The sequence below is a fragment of the Lysobacter sp. Hz25 genome, assembly GCF_046097045.1.
GTDB classification, from domain to species: domain Bacteria; phylum Pseudomonadota; class Gammaproteobacteria; order Xanthomonadales; family Xanthomonadaceae; genus Lysobacter; species Lysobacter antibioticus_B.
This window is the reverse complement of sequence record NZ_CP175666.1, coordinates 2,650,674-2,667,675: the sequence shown is the minus strand read 5'-3', so window position 1 is coordinate 2,667,675 and position 17,002 is coordinate 2,650,674. Positions and strand designations below refer to the sequence as shown.

Below are 17,002 nucleotides of genomic sequence, written 5' to 3'. Positions count from 1 at the left end.
ATAGCGGCAGCGCTGGCGAGAAACCGACGCCGCGGGTTATCGTCCTCCGGATCGCACCGCGCGCGCGCAATCCAACGCCCGCGCTCCCTTGCCCGCCTTGGAAGGCTCCGCATCGATGGCTCGTAATCCGCGTCTGCTCCAGTCCTTCACCATGCTCGCCGGCGTCGCCGCGGCCGGTTATCTCAGCGTCTGCGGCTGGCTCTACTTCAAGCAGCGCGATTTGCTGTATTTCCCGCAGAACACGCGCCTGGGCGCGGCGATGACCGACTACACGGTCAAGCACGGCAGCGTCGTGCTGCGCGGTTGGCGGCTTAATTCCGGTCAGGGCAAGGCGCTGATCTATTTCGGCGGCAACGCCGAACGCATCGAGAACATGCGCGAGTCCCTGGCGCAGTGGTTTCCCGACCGCACCATTTACCTGATCTCGTACCGCGGTTTCGGCGCCAGCGACGGCCGCCCCGAGGAATCGGCGCTGTTCGCCGATGCGCTGGCGGTGTTCGATCAGGTCGCGCGCGAACACCCGGGGCAGCCGGTCGCCATCGTCGGCCGCAGTCTCGGCAGCGGCGTCGCCAGCTACGTGGCCGGCCATCGCCCGGTCGAACGCCTGGCGCTGGTGACGCCGTTCGACAGCCTGCGCGAGACCGCGCAGGCGCACTACCGCTGGCTGCCGACGCGTTGGCTGGTCAAGGACCGCTACGACTCGGTGACCCACCTGCGCAGCTATTTCGGCCCGGTCCTGGTGGTGCGCGCGACCGCCGACGACGTGATTCCGGCGCCGAACACCCAACGCCTGATCCATTCGCTGCAGACCCGGCCGCAAGGCGTCGACGTGGTGCAACTGGAAGGCGCCGATCACCACAACATCGGCACCTACCCGGCCTACGGCGACTCGCTGCGCGAGTTCATGGACTGAGGACGCGGCCATGCAGCGACGCGCCATTCACCCGACCGCGGTCTCGTACGCACAGGCGTACGAGATCGGCGACTTCAAGCGGATGCTGTTCGTCAGCGGCCAGATTCCGCAAAGCGACGACGGCGCGCTCGCAGACGATTTCGACGGCCAATGCCGCCAGGCCTGGGCCAATGTCGCGCGCCAATTGGCGGCTGCCGGCATGGACTACAGCCATCTGGTCAAGGTCACGACCTTTCTGACCGATCGCCGCCATCGCCAACGCAACTACGAGATTCGCCACGAGCTGCTCGGCGAACATTCGCCGGCGCTGACCGTGATCATCACCGGTCTGTACGAAGAAGGCTGGCTGGTCGAGATCGAGGCGATCGCAGCCGACTGAGCCTTACGGCATCCGGCACAGATCGCCGAAGGCCCGTACCAGCGCGGTGCGGTGCAAGGCATCCAGTCGATGACGCCGCGCCGCCAGCCGCTGCGCGCGGTCGGCGCGCACCACGCAGCCCTCGCCTTGCGCTTCGCGCACGGCCGGTGCGAGCGTATCCAACAGCTCGACGTTGATACGGTCCAGGCGCTCGCGCACCGGTCCCAGGTCGACCGCGGCGGACGCTCGACGCACGAAACGGGGCTCGGCCAGCAAGCGGTACTGGATCAGTTTGTTGGCTTCCATCTGCGCCTTGAAGAACGCCGTGGCCTGGGCCTGGGTCAGGCCATGCGCGGCGGCTTGCGCGCCGAGGCGTTCGAGTTGCTCGCTCTCGCGTGCGGCGTCCTCGACCGGCTTGCCGGACTGGCGCTTGCTCGCCGCCACCGTATCGGCGAGCAGCAGGCGTTGGGCGCTGAGCTCGGCCAAGCGGGTCAAGGCCGGCAGGGTCGGTTGCTTCGCGCCGACGGCGCCCGAACACGCCGCCAGGACCAGGGCGATCGCGGCGAGCTCAGTGCGCACTGCAAAACGCCTGATAGTCGATGTAACCCGGGAACTCGCGACCCGCCGCGCACACCGGACAGTCCGGGTCGGGCGCCAGCCGGGTTTCGCGGAAGCGCATGCCCAGGGCGTCGAAATGCAGCAGGCGCCCGGCCAGGGATTCGCCCAGCCCGAGGATCAACTTGATGACTTCGGTGGCCTGGACCAGCCCGACCACGCCCGGCAACACGCCGAGCACGCCGGCCTCGGCGCAGTTCGGCGCCGCTTCCGGCGGCGGCGGCTCGGGGAACAGGCAGCGATAACAGGGACGCACGCCGCGCCGACGGCCGGCGTCGAACACGCTGACCTGCCCTTCGAAGCGATGGATCGCGCCGTAGACCAGAGGCTTGGCCAGTTTCACGCAGGCATCGTTGAGCAGATAGCGCACCGGAAAATTGTCGGCGCCGTCGAAGACCACGTCGGCCCCCTCGATCAGCCGCTCGACGTTGTCGGCGCCGATGCGCTCGGCGAAAGTTTCCACGCGTACGCGCGGGTTCAAGGCCGCCAGCGCGATCCGCGCCGATTCGACCTTGGACACGCCGATGCGGTCCTCGGTGTGCAGGATCTGCCGCTGCAAGTTGCTGCGATCGACCACGTCGTCGTCGGCGAGCACCAGGGTGCCGATGCCGGCCGCGGCGAGATAGAACGCCGCCGGCGAGCCGAGGCCGCCGGCGCCGACCATCGCCACGCGCGCGGCCTGCAGCTTGCGCTGCCCGGCCTCGCCGACTTCGGGCAAGCGCAGATGGCGCGAATAGCGGTCGTAGAAATCGCGCTCTTCGTCGGACTGCTCCAGCACCGCGAGCGGCAAGCGCTCGGCGATCCATCGCGAAGTGCCGCCCTCGACCGAGGCCACGCGCGCATAGCCGGCTTCGATCAAGGTTTGCGCGGCGCGCAACGAACGCGCGCCGGATTGGCAGATCAGCAGGATCTCGGTGTCGCGGTCGGGCAAGAACGCCGTGGGCTCGGATTCGAGCGCGTCCTTGGCGATACCGCGCGCGTGTTCGGCCTGGCCGCCGGCACGTTCGTGGGCCTCGCGCACGTCGATCAGGACCGCGCCGGCCTGTTGCCGCCGGCGCGCCTGCGCCGGGGAAATCTGTTCGATGCTCATGCGCGGATTATCCGCTTTCGGATGCTCGCGCGCAGGCGGATCGGTCGCGCCTGCGGCGATGCTGTGTTGCGCCGGCCGTCAGTACGGCAGGACCTCCATCACCGCCCCCTCGGCCAGCGCCTGCGGCCCTTCCGCCACCACCATCAGGGCATCGGAATCGGCCGCGGCGCGCAAACGGTGCGAACCGGTGGCCGGGTTCGGGTCGACCCGCAGCACGCCCTGGTCGTCGCTGAACAACCGCGCGCGGATGAATTCGCGGCGCGGATGGGTCTTGTCGATCGAGCCGACCAGGCGCGCGCGGAAACGCGGGCGCGCCTCGCTGCGGCCTTGCAGGCCGTCGATGAGGGCACGGCCGAAGGTCATGTAGGTCGCCATCACCGAGACCGGGTTGCCGGGCAGCCCCAGCATGCGCGCCTGGTCCATGCTGCCGAACAGCAGCGGCATGCCCGGGCGCATCTTCACCTTCCACAGGTGGATGCGGCCGAACTCGCGCAGCACCGCCGGGATATGGTCCTTTTCGCCGGCCGACACCGCGCCGCAGGTGAACACCAGATCGAAGGCGCAGGCGGCATCGCGCAGGGCGATCTCGACCTGTTTCGGGTCGTCGGGCAGGCGCGGCCACGCAGTCGGCTCCAGGCCGTCGGCGCGCAACAGCCCCATCAACAGATCGCGGTTGCTGTCGTAGATCTGCCCCGGCTGCAGGCTCATGCCGGGCTCGACCAGCTCATCGCCGCTGGTGAACACCGCCACGGTCGGCTTGCGCCGCACCCGCAACGAGGACAGGCCGAGCGAGGCCGCCAGCGACACCCGCGCCGGAGTCAGCAATTGTCCAGCGTGCAGGACGCGTTCGCCTTCGCGCACGTCTTCGCCGGCGTAGCGCACGTTCTGGCCCAGCGCGACGCGCGGCACGCTCACCCGCTCGCCGTCGACGACGACGTTCTCCTTGATCGCGACCGTATCGGCGCCGGCCGGCAGCGGCGCGCCGGTGGTGATGCGCAGGCATTCGCCGGCGCCGAGCGACCAAGCGCCGTCGAGGCCGGCGAACTGCTCGCCGATCAACCTCAGTACGGTCTGCTCGCCGGTCAGGTCGGCATGGCGAAAGGCGAAGCCGTCCATCGCGCTGTTGTCGAACGGCGGCAAGGACAGCGGCGCATCGACGTCGCTGGCGAGCACGCGTCCGTGGCAACGCGACAAAGCCAAGGTTTCGGTTTCGAGCCGGTGCGCGGCGGCGACTTCGGCGACGATCGCCATCGCCTCGTCGAACAACAGGCCGCTCGGGAAATCGCTCATGGGGTATCGCTCGCAGGGAGGGGCGGATCAGCGGCCCGGCGCGTCGTCGGCGACGAAACCGTGGGCAAGCAGATCCTCGGGGCTGTTGAGGTTGCCGAAGCGTAGGCCATCCAGGCGCAGCGCCGCCATGCCGAGTCCGGCCTGCAACTCGCGCACCGCCAGGCGCCGTTGCGCGAAGGCCTGGGCCAAGGCCGTGCGCAGGGCCGCTACAGGCCACAAGGCGAACAAGGGCTGCACGCCATCGTCGTCGACCGCATAGGCGCCCTGCCCGTCCTGCGCTTCGATCAGCGCCGGCAACAGTCGCCCGTCGAGCGCGACCGCATCGACCGGCAGCGTGAACAACCAGGGCGTGGTACAGGCCGCGGCCAGGGCCGCGAGGCCGCCGAGCGGCCCGAGGTCGGGCGTGGAATCGCTCACCGCCTGCAAGCCATGGCCCCGATAGCGCGCGAGGTCGCGATTGGCGCTGACCCACACCTGTGCGGCCTGCTCTCGATACACACGCGCCAGGCGCAGCACCTGCGCTTCGCCGTCGCGGCGAAGCCAGGCCTTGTCGATACCGCCCAGGCGCGAGGCGCGGCCGCCAGCGAGGATACCCAGGCTGAGGTCGGCGCGTATGCACTGCATGGCCTCTCCTCGCGTGTCCTGGGCGCTCTCGCCGGCTGTGGACTTACTTGCCGCGCTTGACGTGACGGATCAGGCGCTTCTTCTTCGCCACCTGGCGTTCGGTCAGCACGTTCTTCTTGCCTTCGTAAGGATTGCTGCTGTCCTTGAAGACGAAGCGGATCGGCGTGCCGACCAGCTTGAAGCGCTTGCGGAAGAAGTTTTCCAGATAGCGCTTGTAGGTATCGCCGAGCGTGCGCAGGCGCGTGCCGTGGACGACGAAGGTCGGCGGATTGAGGCCAGCTGGATGGGCGAAGCGCAGCTTGGCCACGTGCCCGCGCACCACCGGCGGCGGGTTGGTCTCGTAGGCCACTTCCATGGCCTTGGTGACTTCGCTGGTGCCGATTTCGGTGGTCGCCGAGGCGTGCGCGCGATGGATCGCGCTGAACAGCTCGCGCAGGCCGGAACCGTGCTTGGCGCTGATCCGCACCTTCTCGGCCCATTCCACGAACGCCAGCTTGCGCATCAGCAGGTTTTCGGTCTGCTGACGCTGGTATTCGGTTTGCCCGTCCCACTTGTTGACCGCGACCACGAGGGCGCGGCCGGAGTCGAGCGCATAACCGAGCACGCTGGCGTCCTGGTCGGTGACGCCTTCGCCGGCGTCGAGCATGACCACCGCGACCTGGCAGTTCTCGATCGCCTGCAGGGTCTTGATGATCGAGAACTTCTCGACCGCTTCCTCGACCTTGGACTTGCGGCGCACGCCGGCAGTGTCGACCAGGCGATACAGACGGCCGTCGCGCTCCATGTCGACGGCGACCGAGTCGCGCGTGGTGCCCGGCACTTCCGAGGCGATCATGCGTTCTTCGCCGAGCAGGCGATTGACCAGGGTCGACTTGCCGACGTTCGGGCGGCCGATGAAGGCCACGCGCACGCGCGAGGGGTCGTTATCGAGTTCGCTGGTGGTGCCCTCTTCCGGCAAGCGCGCGAACACTTCGGCGAGCAACTCGTCGATGCCCTGGCGGTGCGCGGACGACACGGCGACCGCATCGCGGATGCCGTAGCGGGCGAAATCGTTGACCGCCGCGCGGGCGTCGAGGCCGTCGGTCTTGTTGACCACCAGCAAGGTCGGGCGCGCGGTCTTGCGCAGCCAGGCCAGGATCTCGTCGTCGAGCGCCGAGGCGCCTTCGCGGCCGTCGACCAGGAACAGCACCAGATCGGCTTCCTCGGCGGCGGCGCGCGCCTGGCGCGCGGTCGCGCCGGCCAGGCCCTCGTCTTCGCCGGCGATGCCACCGGTGTCCACGACCGCGAACGGGCGCTGGCCCTCGGGCCGGCACACACCGTAGTGACGATCGCGGGTGACGCCGGGTTCGTCGTGGACGAGCGCGTCGCGGCTGCGCGTGAGCGCATTGAAGAGGGTGGATTTTCCGACGTTGGGGCGGCCAACGAGGGCGACTAAGGGAAGCATGTGTTTGGAGCCGGGAATGGAGAATGGGGATTCGGGAATCGCAGGCAACGCAGCCGCCTGGTGCGGCGCCGGCCTTCGGATTGCCCCGGGACGAGCCTTAAACAAGCCGTCCAGCAGGGCGCCATAGTGCCAGACCGGCCGCGACGGCGCTTTCGCGACTCGAAACGGCGCGGCGAGCGGTCGGGGCCGGACTCTGGAGCCGGGCCTGCCGGAACGGGCGCGGACGATGGGCGAAACCGCTCAAACAAACGGCCCGGGACGGCTGATCGCCACCCGGGCCGCGATAACTCAAGAAACGAGGGCCGGGAATCTAGCCGGAGGCACGGCAGCGGCAAACCGCGCGGAACCACCGATTCCCTGTTCCCGACTCCCTATTCCCGGTCTTATTGCAGCTTGAACGCCGTCAGCTCGCCTTCGACGTTCTGCACGATCAGCACGCCGTCGGCGACCACCGGAGCGGCGCGCAGCAGCTTGCCGCCGACGCGCGCACGCGCGGCGAACTCGCCGTTGTCGAGCTTGAGCCAGTGCACGTAGCCGTCGAAATCGCCGACCACGGCGTAATCGCCCTGCACCGCCGCGCCGGTCAGGCTGCGACGCGCCAGGCCAGGCTGCTGCCACAGCGCGCTGCCGCCGGACTTGTCGAGGCCGAACACCAGGCCGGTCGGATCGCTGACGACCAGGCGGTCGCTGGCGACGCCGAGACGGCCCACGCTGCCGTGTTCGCTGACCCACATCGGCCGGCCGCTCGGGGCGTCGATGGCGATGGTCTGCTTCTTGAAGCTGCTGGCGTACAGGGTGGTGCCTTCCAGGATCGGCGTGCCGTCGACGTCGGCCATGCGGTCGAGTTCGCTGCGGCCTTCCGGCTGTGCGACCGGCAGGTCCCAGGTCGGGCGGCCGTCGGTCGCCGACAGGGCGCTGACGGTGCCGTCGTCGTTGCCGACGAAGACGAAGCCCGGGCCGAGGGTCGGCGAACCGTTGCCGCGCACCGTCAGCATCGGCACTTCATGCACCCAGAACCAGCGGCGCTCGCCGCTGGCGGCGTCGAAAGCGGTGACGCGGCCGTCGTTGGAACGCACGAACACCATGCCCAAGCCGATGGTCGGCGCGGCGATCACTTCGTTGGAGACCTTCGCGGTCCACTTCTGCGCGCCGGTGGCCGCGTCGAGCGCGATCACTTCGCCGTCGAGCCCGCCGACCACGACCAGACCATCGCCCGCTCCCGGACCGCCGGACAGACGGATGTCCTTGTCCTTCTTGTCCTTGTCGGTGCGCATGGGCTGGAAGTGCCAGACCTGCTTGCCGGTCTGCAGGTCGTAGGCATGCACACCGCCCTTGACCGCCGCGGCATAGACGCGGCCGTCGGCCACGGCCGGGCCCTGGCGAATGCCGATGCGCTCCTCGCCCTTGCCGGCGTTGGCCGACCAGATCTTGTCGACCTTGACGCTCGGGGTGATGTCGGTGAGCTCGGTCGGCTCGTTGGGCTTGCCGTCGTCCTTCTTGCCGCCGCCGAACCAACCCTTGATGGTCGTGCAACCGCTGAGCGCGAACGCGCACAGCACGATCGCGGCGGTATTGCGGACGGCGGGGCGGCCGGAGAACCTGTTTTCAGCGGACTTCATCAAGACTTGGCCTCGGGCTTGGCCGGCGTGCCGCCGGCTTCGGTGAGCTTGAGTTCGAGCAGGCGGCGACGCGGCGAGGCCTCGTCGAGCTTGGCGAGCGCGGTGCCGTAATCGGCCCGGGCGAGATCGGCCTTGCCGAGCGCGAACTGGGCGTCGCCGCGCACTTCGATCGCCATCGGCGAGGTCGACTTGTCGAGCAACTTGATCGCTTCGGCCGGCTGCTTGGCGTCGATCAGCAAGCGCGCCAGGCGCTGCTTGACGATCTCGGCGATGGCCGCGTCCTCGGTCTTGATCCCGCGCAGGGTGGCGATCGCGGCGTCGCGCTGGTCGGCGTCGACCTGCGACTTGGCCAGGTCGAGCGAGGCCAGGGTCTGGTACATGCCCGGGGGCAGCGCCTTGACCTTGGCCGCGGCGGCCTTGTCCTTCGCCTGGACCGCATCGACCGCGGTCTGGAATTCGGTGGCGGCCTTGCCGTGGGTTTCGAGCTGGTGGTTGCCCCACCACTTCCAGCCGCCGATCGCGGCCAGACCGAGGGCAATGCCGCCGATCAGGCCGGCACCGTTGGCGCGCAACCAGGCCAGTACCCGTTCGCTTTGTTCGTGTTCGTCGAGCAGATCGTCTATCGCCATGAGTACGCCGTAGGCCGCCGTGCTAGGTCCTCGCCCGCGAGGGCGAAGCCGAAGTCAATGAGGACCGGCCCGCAACGCGGGCCGGTGATGGTCGCGAACCCGCAGCGCGGATCAATTAGACGCTGGCGCGAGGGAACCGTCAGAGGATAGCGTAAAGCGGGCCACGCTTCCGCGGCTGAACGGCGCCAGATCGACCGACTCGCCGGTCTTGCGGACTTCCACGCCGGAGGCGTTGCCGAGCTTGACGTAGCCGACTTCGCCGAGGTTGTAGCTGCGCACCTGGCCGGCCTGGACGGTGCCCTCGTCGAGCACCTGGCCGCCGGTTCCGCGCACTTGCATCCAGCTTTCGCCGGTGAAATTCAGGGTCAGGGTCTTGCTGGCCTGGATCTGCGACAGCGCCGGCGCCATCGAGGCGACCAGGGGCGTGCGCTGCGGCGGCGTGGCCGCGGCCGTGGCCGATCGCGCTGCGGCCTGCGCCACAGCATGCTCGGCGCCGACCAAATTGGCGGGCATTTCCAGCGATTGCACGTTGCCGCTGTTGCTCAGGTGCGGCCGCGTCGCCAGGATCACCGGTACCGCGATCGCCGCGGTCATCACGATGTAGATGGCGCGGCGGGTGGTCTGTTCGAACACGCGGCGATAGCGCGGCGTGTGGGTATGGCTGATGAGTTCCGACGGTGCGGTCGATGCGAGCGGGGTGCCGCTGAGCAGGTCTTCCAGGTCGATGCCGACCAGGCGCGCGTAGCTGCGCAATTGGCCGCGCACGAAGACCGGCGCACCGGCGCTGCCGGTGTCGTCGTTTTCCAGCGACTGCACTACCCGCGACGGCATTTTCAGCCGTGCCGCGACGTCTTCGATGGACAGCCCCGCTGCCTCGCGGGCCTGTTTCAGACGCGCGCCACAGCTTCCGCCGCCTTCAGGCGCGAATTCGTTCGACTGCATCTTCACCTACCGCCATCCCCCGTTCCGGAGCCCTGCGCGTCAGGGAACTCCGCCCTCATTCGCTGAACGTATCTTGCGGCGGCAGCCGTGTCGCCGAGTTTTTGTTCGATCTGTGACGCAGTCATCAGCGCTTCAGCTGTGATTGGCTCAACGGCCAGCCGGCGTTCAGAAAAGGCCCTCGCCTCGAAGGCATTGCCCAAACGCAACTGCCGCTTGGCCATCGCGCCGAGCGCCATGGCATTGGTCGGATCGAGCGAGATCGCCAGACGCAGGTCGCGATCGGCGCGATCGCCCTGCCCCAGCGTGTCGGCGCAGGCGCCGCTGTTGGCCAGCACCACCGCCGGAGTCCCGTAGCGCGGATCCGCCAGGGCCTTGTCGAACCAGGTCAGGCCCTCGCTGGCGCGGTGGTTCGCGCACAGCCAGACGCCGTAGTTGTTGAGCGCGGCGCCGCGGTCGGGCGCCAGCTCGGCGGCCTTGCGGTAATGGGCGCCGGCCTGGGCGTTGTTGCCGTCCTGCTCGGCCATCACCGCCAGCAGGCTGTAGGCCTCGGCCGATTTCGGGTCGAACTGCAGGGCCTGCTTGATCTCCGAGCGGGCCTTGTCGCGGTCGCCGGCCATCAGATGGCTTTGCGCGGACTGGATGCGTCCCAAAGCGCTGGCTTCGCCGCCGGAGCCGCCGCCGCGCTTGTCGCCGATGTCGTATTCCACCGCCGTCTGCTTGAAGCCTTTGCGCTCCATGTTCGGGCGGATGAAGCTGAGCCGGTTGCAGGCGCTGGCCGCCAGGACGACGACGGTGAGCAGGGCGATGGTGCGTGCGGCGCGGACGCGCGGCGCAGCGGGACGGCGGTTGGATACGGTGGAGCGCGGAAACTCAGGCAGCAGCATCGCCGACATCCTGGTCGAGGCCTTGGGCTTGCAGTTGTTTGCGGAACTCGGCCTGGCGCCGGGTCCGGTCCATGACCTGGCCCTTGAGCTGGCCGCAGGCCGCGTCGATGTCGTCGCCGCGGGTGCGGCGCACCGGCGCGATCATGCCGGCGTCGTTGAGCAGTTTCTGGAAGGCGCGGATCGCAGTCTCGTCCGGCCGTTCGAAGCGGGTGCCCGGGAACGGGTTGAACGGAATCAGGTTGACCTTGGCGGCGTCCTTCATCTGCACCGCGTTGTCGAACTGGCGCAGCAGGCGGACCAACTGACGCGCGTGGGTCGGCTGATCGTTGACGCCCTTCATCAGGGTGTACTCGAAGGTCACCGAGGTGCCGCGCTTGCGCAGCGCGTAGCGCACGCAGGCGTCCATCAACTGCTCGATCGGGTACTTCTTGTTGAGCGGCACCAGCTCGGTGCGCAGCTCGTCGTTGGGCGCATGCAGCGACACCGCCAGCGAGACGTCGCTGACTTCGCCGAGCTTGTCGATCATCGGCACCATGCCGGCGGTCGACAGCGTCACCCGCTTGTTGGCCAGGCCGTAGCCGAGGTCGTCGCGCATGATGCTCATGGCGCGCACGACGTTGTCGAAATTCATCAGCGGCTCGCCCATGCCCATCATCACCACGTTGGTGAGCTTGCGCTGCTGGTGCGGGACGTTGCCGAGGTGACGCGCCGCCACCCAGACCTGGCCGATGATCTCGGCGGTCGACAGGTTGCGGTTGAAGCCCTGGGTCGCGGTGGAGCAGAACTGGCAGTTCAGCGCGCAGCCGACCTGCGAGGACACGCACAGCGTGCCGCGGCCCTTGTCGGGAATGTAGACCGCCTCGATGGCGTTTTTCGCGTCCATGCCGAGCAGCCACTTGTGGGTGCCGTCGGTGGAGGGCTTGTCGAAGATGACCATCGGCGCGCGCACTTGCGCATGCGCCTCGAGCTTGCCGCGCAGGGCCTTGCCCAGGTCGGTCATGTCGTTGAAGTCGGTGACGTAGCGGTGGTGGATCCACTTCATCACCTGGTGCGCGCGATAGCGCTTTTCGCCCAGCGTCTGCTCGAAGAAATCCTCGAGTTGCACGCGGTCGAAATCGAACAGGTTGGTCTTGCCGTTGTCGGGAACGGCGGTGCCGGCCGAAGCCGGCGCCGCCGCGTTACCGATCAGCACGCTCGGGATCGCGCCCGGGGTGCCGGCGACATCCGCGCGCGCGGCCGCGGTTTCCGTCGCCTGCGCGGTGCCGGCAAGAGGAAGATCGTTGGCGTTGTCGCGAATGTCGTTCACTGTCGTGCTCTAAGGTTTCGCTTAGCGCGCGTAGACGTCGGTGGCCGGGAAGAAGTACGCGATTTCGATCGCGGCGTTCTCCAGGCTGTCCGAACCGTGCACGGCGTTGGCGTCGATGCTGTCGGCGAAGTCGGCGCGGATCGTGCCCGGCGCTGCGTCCTTCGGATTGGTGGCGCCCATCAGCTCGCGGTTCTTGAGCACGGCATTGTCGCCTTGCAGCGCCTGGATCATCACCGGACCGCTGATCATGAACTCGACCAGGGCGGCGAAGAACGGACGCTCGCGATGCACGGCGTAGAAACCTTCGGCTTCCTGCTTCGAGAGGTGCTTCATCTTGGCGGCGACGACCTTCAGGCCGGCCTTCTCGAAACGGGTGTAGATCTCGCCGACCACGTTCTTGGCAACGGCGTCGGGCTTGATGATGGACAGGGTGCGCTCCAGCGCCATGGAAAGTCTCCGGGTAGGCGGGCCGCTTTACGGTCGGCCCGAGAATAACAGAAAACCCGCGACGGGACGCGGGTTTAGCCGATATGGCTGCGGTAATTCTAACGGAATAATCACTTGGTTTACATCCTCCCGCCGGCCGGCCGACGGGTCTTCGCGGCACCGAGATTGACGATTCCGGGGACCGGGACTAGCATCAAACAAGCGTTTGATTCAGGCCGTCGCGACGGTCGTCCAGGAGTAGCCCGCGCCCCATGACCACGACCGCCCATTTTTCGACCAAGGACCGCATCCTCGGCGCCGCCGAAGAGCTGTTCGCCCAGTTCGGCTTCACCGGCACCTCGTTGCGCCAGGTCACCAGCCGCGCCGACGTCAACATCGCCGCGGTCAATTACCACTTCGGCAGCAAGGAAAACCTCGTCAACGAGGTGTTCCGCCGGCGCATGGACGAGATGACCGAGCAGCGCATGGGTGCGCTCAAGACCGCGGTCGAACAGCACCCCGGCGAGCTCGAACCGATCCTGGCCGCCTTCGTCGAGCCCGCGCTGGCGCTGGCCCAGGACCGCAACGGCGGCGGCGCCTTCGTGCGGGTGATCGCCCGCGCCTACGCCGAGAAGAACGACAGCCTGCGCAAGTTCCTCTCCGACCACTACGGCCATGTCCTGCGCGAATTCGCCAAGGCCATCGCCGGCGCGGTGCCGAACCTGAGCAAGGAAGAGCTGTACTGGCGCCTGGACTTCCTGGCCGGTTCGCTGACCTACGCCATGGCCGATTTCGGCCTGATCAAGCGACCCGCCGGTGTCACCGAAGCGGCGCACCGTGAGCGTGCCGCCCGCGAACTGATCCGTTTCGCCGCCGCCGGCTTCAAGAGCTGAGCGGCGCCAGATGCCGGTCCCGGCGGGGACCGGCATCGCCGGACGGCCCCGCGCCGCCGGTCGTTCCTGGATTGCCTCCAGGATTTCCCTCTGGACTCCCGCCCTCTCCCCTCGCCCACATCCAAGATTCTCGTTTTTCTTCAAGGAGTTGTAGACGATGTCTAAGCAATTGCTTGTCCGCCGTGCCGCGGTCCTCGGGGCCGGCGTCATGGGCGCCCAGATCGCCGCGCACCTCACCAATGCCGGTGTCGACACGGTGTTGTTCGACCTGGCCGCGAAGGAAGGCGACCCCAACGGTATCGTCAACAAGGCCATCGCCAACCTGGCCAAGCTGAGCCCGGCGCCGCTGGCCAGCAAGGCCCTGGCCGAGCGCCTGACCGCCGCCAACTACGACACCGGCCTGGAACAGCTGCGCGGTTGCGACCTGGTCATCGAGGCCATCGCCGAACGCATGGACTGGAAGCAGGACCTGTACAAGAAGATCGCCGACTACGTGCCCGATCACGCCGTGCTGGCCTCCAACACCTCCGGCCTGGGCATCAACAAGCTCGCCGAAGTGCTGCCCGAGCAACTGCGCCACCGCTTCCTCGGCGTGCACTTCTTCAACCCGCCGCGCTACATGCACCTGGCCGAGCTGATCCCGGCCAAGACCACCGACGCGTCGGTGCTGGAAGGCCTGGAAACCTTCCTGACCACCACCCTCGGCAAGGGCGTGGTGATCGCCAAGGACACCCCGAACTTCATCGGCAACCGCATCGGCGTGTTCTCGATGCTGGCCGCCATGCACCACACCGAACAGTTCGGCCTGGGCTTCGACACCGTCGATGCGCTGACCGGCCCGGCCATCGGCCGGCCGAAGTCGGCGACCTTCCGCACCGCCGACGTGGTCGGCCTGGACACGATGGCCCACGTCATCAAGACCATGGCCGACACCCTGCCCGACGACCCGTGGCACTCGTACTTCCAGGCGCCCAAGTGGCTGTCGGCGCTGATCGGCAAGGGTGCGCTCGGCCAGAAGACCGGCGCCGGCGTCTACACCAAGCGCGGCAAGGACATCCTGGTGCTCGACCTGAAGGCGCAGGATTACCGCGCCTCGGCCGGCGAGCTCGATGCCGACATCGCCGCCCTGCTCAAGGAAAAGGACCCGGCCAAGAAGTTCGCCGCGCTGCGCGCCAGCGAGCATCCGCAGGCGCAGTTCCTGTGGGCGGTGTTCCGCGACAGCTTCCACTACAGCGCCTTCCACCTGGAAACCATCGCCGACACCGCGCGCGACGTCGATTTCGCCATGCGCTGGGGCTACGGCTGGTCGCTCGGCCCGTTCGAGACCTGGCAGGCCGCCGGCTGGAAGCAGGTCGCCGATTGGATCGCCGAGGACATCGTCGCCGGCAAGGCCATGGCCAGCGCGCCGCTGCCGAACTGGGTGTTCGACGGCCGCGACGGCGTGCACGGCAAGGACGGCAGCTACAGCCCGGGCCGTAACGCCCAGGTGCCGCGCTCGTCCAACCCGGTATATGCGCGCCAGCGCTTCCCCGACGCGCTGCTCGGCGAGCGTTTCTCGCAGGGCCAGACCGTGTTCGAGAACGACGGCATCCGCCTGTGGGCCGACGACGGCGACGACATCGCCGTGATCAGCTTCAAGACCAAGATGCACACGGTCAACGACCACGTGCTCAACGGCATCCAGGAAGCCATCGCCATCGCCGAGCAGAAGTTCAAGGGCGTGGTGATCTGGCAGCCGAAGGAACCGTTCTCGGCCGGCGCCGACCTGTCCGGCGCGCTGGGCCTGTTGCAGGCCGGCGACCTCAAGGGCTTCGAGGCGATGGTCGCCAACTTCCAGGCCACCAGCCAGCGCATCAAGTACTCGCTGGTGCCGGTGGTCGCGGCGGTGCGCGGTCTCGCGCTCGGCGGCGGTTGCGAGTTCCAGATGCATTCGGCGCGTACGGTGTTCGCGCTGGAAAGCTACATCGGCCTGGTCGAGGCCGGCGTCGGCCTGCTGCCGGCCGGCGGCGGCCTGAAGGAGTTCGCGGTGCGCGCCTCCGACGCGGCCGGTCCGGGCGGCGACGTGTTCGCCGAGCTCAAGACCGCGTTCGAGAGCGTGGCGATGGGCAAGGTCTCCACCTCGGCCTTCGAAGCGCGCGAACTCAAGCTCGCCCGCGACGGCGATCGCGTCGTCTTCAACGCCTTCGAGCTGCTGCACGTGGCCAAGGCGCAGGCGCGCGCGCTGGCCGAAAGCGGCTACCGCCCGCCCCTGCCCGGCCGCCGCATCCAGGTCGCCGGCGACGTCGGCATCGCGACCTTCAAGATGCTGCTGGTCAACATGCTCGAAGGCCGCTTCATCTCGCCGCACGACTACGAAATCGCCAGCCGCATCGCCACGGTGATCTGCGGCGGCGAAGTCGACCGCGGCGCCCTGGTCGACGAGGAATGGCTGCTCAAGCTCGAACGCGAGCATTTCGTCGCCCTGGCGCAGATGCCGAAGACGCAAGAGCGCATCGCGCACATGCTCAAGACCGGCAAGCCGCTGCGGAACTGAGAATCGGGAATGGGGAATCGGGAATCGAAGAAGCTCGGCTTCTTCTCCCGCCTCCCCTCTCCTGTCCCCATATTGAAAAAACCGGGAGCAAGAATCGAATCGGAATGCCGCCGGGCCTTTGCCTCGACGATTCCCGATTTTCGATTCCCGATTCCCGGCTTTCGGAGAAAGCCATGAAACAGATCCAGGAAGCCTACATCGTCGCCGCCACCCGTACTCCGGTCGGCAAGGCCCCGCGCGGCGTGTTCCGCAATACCCGTCCCGACGACATGCTCGCCCACGTGCTCAGGTCCGTGGTCGCGCAGGCCCCGGGCATCGACGTCAACCGCATCGACGACGCGATCATCGGCTGCGCCATGCCCGAGGGCGAGCAAGGCATGAACGTGGCGCGCATCGGCGTGTTGCTGGCCGGCCTGCCGAACACCATCGCCGCGCAGACCATCAACCGCTTCTGCTCGTCCGGCCTGCAGGCCGTGGCGCTGGCGGCCAACGAAATCCGCCTGGGCAACGCCGACCTGATGCTGGCCGGCGGCACCGAGTCGATGTCGATGGTGCCGATGATGGGCAACAAGGTCGCCCTGAGCCCATCGGTGTTCAACGACGACCACGTCGCCATCGCCTACGGCATGGGCATCACCGCCGAGAAGGTCGCCGAGGAGTGGAAGATCTCGCGCGAAGACCAGGATGCGTTCGCGCTGGCCTCGCACCAGAAGGCCATCGCCGCGATCCAGGCCGGCGAGTTCAAGAACGAGATCAGCCCGCTCGAAGTCGTCTCGCACGTGCCGGATCTGTCGGGCAATACCATCAAGCTGCGCAAGAGCCTGATCGAACTCGACGAAGGCCCGCGTCCGGACGCCTCGCTGGAAGCGCTGGCCAAGCTCAAGCCGGTGTTCCGCAACGGCCAGTTCGGCGGCAGCGTCACCGCCGGCACCAGTTCGCAGATGAGCGACGGCGCCGCGGCGGTGTTGCTGGCCTCCGGCCAGGCGGTCAAGGACTACGGCCTGACCCCGCTCGCCCGCTTCGTCAGCTTCTCGGTCGCCGGCGTGCGTCCGGAAGTGATGGGCATCGGCCCGATCGCCGCGATTCCGAAGGCGCTCAAGCAGGCCGGCCTGACCAAGGACCAGATCGACTGGATCGAGCTCAACGAAGCCTTCGCCGCGCAGGCGCTGGCGGTGATCCGCGACAGCGATCTCGACCCGTCCAAGGTCAACCCGCTCGGCGGCGCGATCGCGCTCGGCCACCCGCTCGGCGCGACCGGTGCGGTGCGCACCGCGACCATCGTGCATGGCCTGCAGCGCCGTAAGCAGAAGTACGGCCTGGTGACGATGTGCATCGGCACCGGCATGGGCGCGGCCGGCGTGTTCGAAGCGCTGTAAACGGCCGCGGCCCGCACGCGGGTCCCAGGCACGAAAAACCCCGGAGCGATCCGGGGTTTT

General features: G+C 68.1%; 16 protein-coding genes. 5 read left to right on the top strand and 11 right to left on the bottom strand.

Annotated elements, in window-relative coordinates:
• Positions 1-115: 115 nt before the first annotated feature.
• A complete protein-coding gene (locus ACKN61_RS11225; RefSeq protein WP_408953513.1) occupies positions 116-913 on the top strand; it encodes an alpha/beta hydrolase in 798 nt (265 codons plus the stop codon).
• 10 nt (positions 914-923) lie between these two features.
• Positions 924-1,292 (top strand): RidA family protein, encoded by a 369-nt coding sequence (locus ACKN61_RS11220; RefSeq protein ID WP_408953512.1) that lies wholly within the window; start codon positions 924-926, stop codon positions 1,290-1,292.
• A 3-nt stretch (positions 1,293-1,295) separates the two neighbouring features.
• On the opposite strand, the gene aroQ is transcribed toward ACKN61_RS11220, so the two are convergent.
• From aroQ to ndk, 11 genes are all read right to left on the bottom strand, one after another.
• A complete protein-coding gene (gene aroQ, locus ACKN61_RS11215; RefSeq protein WP_408953511.1) occupies positions 1,296-1,850 on the bottom strand; it encodes a gamma subclass chorismate mutase AroQ in 555 nt (184 codons plus the stop codon).
• Positions 1,840-2,976, bottom strand: a complete 1,137-nt coding sequence (gene moeB / locus ACKN61_RS11210) for a molybdopterin-synthase adenylyltransferase MoeB (protein WP_408953510.1) — start codon at positions 2,974-2,976, stop codon at positions 1,840-1,842. Before moeB ends, aroQ begins: the two co-directional genes overlap by 11 nt.
• A 78-nt stretch (positions 2,977-3,054) precedes the next feature.
• A complete protein-coding gene (gene glp / locus ACKN61_RS11205; protein WP_408953509.1) occupies positions 3,055-4,266 on the bottom strand; it encodes a gephyrin-like molybdotransferase Glp in 1,212 nt (403 codons plus the stop codon).
• 27 nt (positions 4,267-4,293) lie between these two features.
• Positions 4,294-4,890, bottom strand: a complete 597-nt coding sequence (locus ACKN61_RS11200; RefSeq protein WP_408953508.1) for a molybdenum cofactor guanylyltransferase — start codon at positions 4,888-4,890, stop codon at positions 4,294-4,296.
• A 43-nt stretch (positions 4,891-4,933) separates the two neighbouring features.
• Positions 4,934-6,334, bottom strand: a complete 1,401-nt coding sequence (der, locus tag ACKN61_RS11195; protein ID WP_031371648.1) for a ribosome biogenesis GTPase Der — start codon at positions 6,332-6,334, stop codon at positions 4,934-4,936.
• Between the two features lie 383 nt (positions 6,335-6,717).
• Entirely contained in the window at positions 6,718-7,953 is a 1,236-nt protein-coding gene (gene bamB / locus ACKN61_RS11190; protein ID WP_081930775.1) for an outer membrane protein assembly factor BamB, read from the bottom strand.
• Positions 7,953-8,582, bottom strand: a complete 630-nt coding sequence (locus ACKN61_RS11185) for a YfgM family protein (RefSeq protein WP_408953507.1) — start codon at positions 8,580-8,582, stop codon at positions 7,953-7,955. Before ACKN61_RS11185 ends, bamB begins: the two co-directional genes overlap by 1 nt.
• A 111-nt stretch (positions 8,583-8,693) precedes the next feature.
• Positions 8,694-9,524: a helix-turn-helix domain-containing protein gene (locus ACKN61_RS11180; RefSeq protein WP_408953803.1), complete on the bottom strand. Its 831-nt coding sequence runs from the start codon at positions 9,522-9,524 to the stop codon at positions 8,694-8,696.
• A 2-nt stretch (positions 9,525-9,526) separates the two neighbouring features.
• On the bottom strand, positions 9,527-10,417 hold the full coding sequence (gene pilW / locus ACKN61_RS11175) for a type IV pilus biogenesis/stability protein PilW (protein ID WP_408953506.1): 891 nt from the start codon (positions 10,415-10,417) through the stop codon (positions 9,527-9,529).
• Positions 10,395-11,600, bottom strand: coding sequence for a 23S rRNA (adenine(2503)-C(2))-methyltransferase RlmN (gene rlmN, locus ACKN61_RS11170; RefSeq protein ID WP_051884819.1), 1,206 nt, complete (start codon positions 11,598-11,600; stop codon positions 10,395-10,397). The genes pilW and rlmN overlap by 23 nt, the downstream gene beginning before the upstream one ends.
• A gap of 135 nt (positions 11,601-11,735) precedes the next feature.
• On the bottom strand, positions 11,736-12,161 hold the full coding sequence (gene ndk, locus ACKN61_RS11165; RefSeq protein ID WP_031371654.1) for a nucleoside-diphosphate kinase: 426 nt from the start codon (positions 12,159-12,161) through the stop codon (positions 11,736-11,738).
• A 251-nt stretch (positions 12,162-12,412) separates the two neighbouring features.
• Between ndk and ACKN61_RS11160 the strand changes: the two genes are divergently transcribed.
• The 3 genes from ACKN61_RS11160 (at position 12,413) to ACKN61_RS11150 (ending at position 16,942) form a co-directional block, all read left to right on the top strand.
• Positions 12,413-13,033, top strand: coding sequence for a TetR/AcrR family transcriptional regulator (locus ACKN61_RS11160; RefSeq protein WP_031371655.1), 621 nt, complete (start codon positions 12,413-12,415; stop codon positions 13,031-13,033).
• A 157-nt stretch (positions 13,034-13,190) separates the two neighbouring features.
• Entirely contained in the window at positions 13,191-15,566 is a 2,376-nt protein-coding gene (locus tag ACKN61_RS11155) for a 3-hydroxyacyl-CoA dehydrogenase/enoyl-CoA hydratase family protein (protein WP_408953505.1), read from the top strand.
• A 173-nt stretch (positions 15,567-15,739) separates the two neighbouring features.
• Positions 15,740-16,942, top strand: a complete 1,203-nt coding sequence (locus tag ACKN61_RS11150; protein ID WP_031371657.1) for an acetyl-CoA C-acyltransferase — start codon at positions 15,740-15,742, stop codon at positions 16,940-16,942.
• Positions 16,943-17,002: the final 60 nt, after the last annotated feature.

Coding starts and splice junctions, on each gene's coding strand:
- ACKN61_RS11225 (WP_408953513.1), top strand. CDS start 116: ATGGCTCGTAATCCGCGTCTGCTCCAGTCCTTCACCATGCTCGCCGGC.
- ACKN61_RS11220 (WP_408953512.1), top strand. CDS start 924: ATGCAGCGACGCGCCATTCACCCGACCGCGGTCTCGTACGCACAGGCG.
- moeB (WP_408953510.1), bottom strand. CDS start 2,976: ATGAGCATCGAACAGATTTCCCCGGCGCAGGCGCGCCGGCGGCAACAG.
- glp (WP_408953509.1), bottom strand. CDS start 4,266: ATGAGCGATTTCCCGAGCGGCCTGTTGTTCGACGAGGCGATGGCGATC.
- ACKN61_RS11200 (WP_408953508.1), bottom strand. CDS start 4,890: ATGCAGTGCATACGCGCCGACCTCAGCCTGGGTATCCTCGCTGGCGGC.
- der (WP_031371648.1), bottom strand. CDS start 6,334: ATGCTTCCCTTAGTCGCCCTCGTTGGCCGCCCCAACGTCGGAAAATCC.
- bamB (WP_081930775.1), bottom strand. CDS start 7,953: ATGAAGTCCGCTGAAAACAGGTTCTCCGGCCGCCCCGCCGTCCGCAAT.
- ACKN61_RS11185 (WP_408953507.1), bottom strand. CDS start 8,582: ATGGCGATAGACGATCTGCTCGACGAACACGAACAAAGCGAACGGGTA.
- ACKN61_RS11180 (WP_408953803.1), bottom strand. CDS start 9,524: ATGCAGTCGAACGAATTCGCGCCTGAAGGCGGCGGAAGCTGTGGCGCG.
- pilW (WP_408953506.1), bottom strand. CDS start 10,417: ATGTCGGCGATGCTGCTGCCTGAGTTTCCGCGCTCCACCGTATCCAAC.
- ndk (WP_031371654.1), bottom strand. CDS start 12,161: ATGGCGCTGGAGCGCACCCTGTCCATCATCAAGCCCGACGCCGTTGCC.
- ACKN61_RS11160 (WP_031371655.1), top strand. CDS start 12,413: ATGACCACGACCGCCCATTTTTCGACCAAGGACCGCATCCTCGGCGCC.
- ACKN61_RS11155 (WP_408953505.1), top strand. CDS start 13,191: ATGTCTAAGCAATTGCTTGTCCGCCGTGCCGCGGTCCTCGGGGCCGGC.
- ACKN61_RS11150 (WP_031371657.1), top strand. CDS start 15,740: ATGAAACAGATCCAGGAAGCCTACATCGTCGCCGCCACCCGTACTCCG.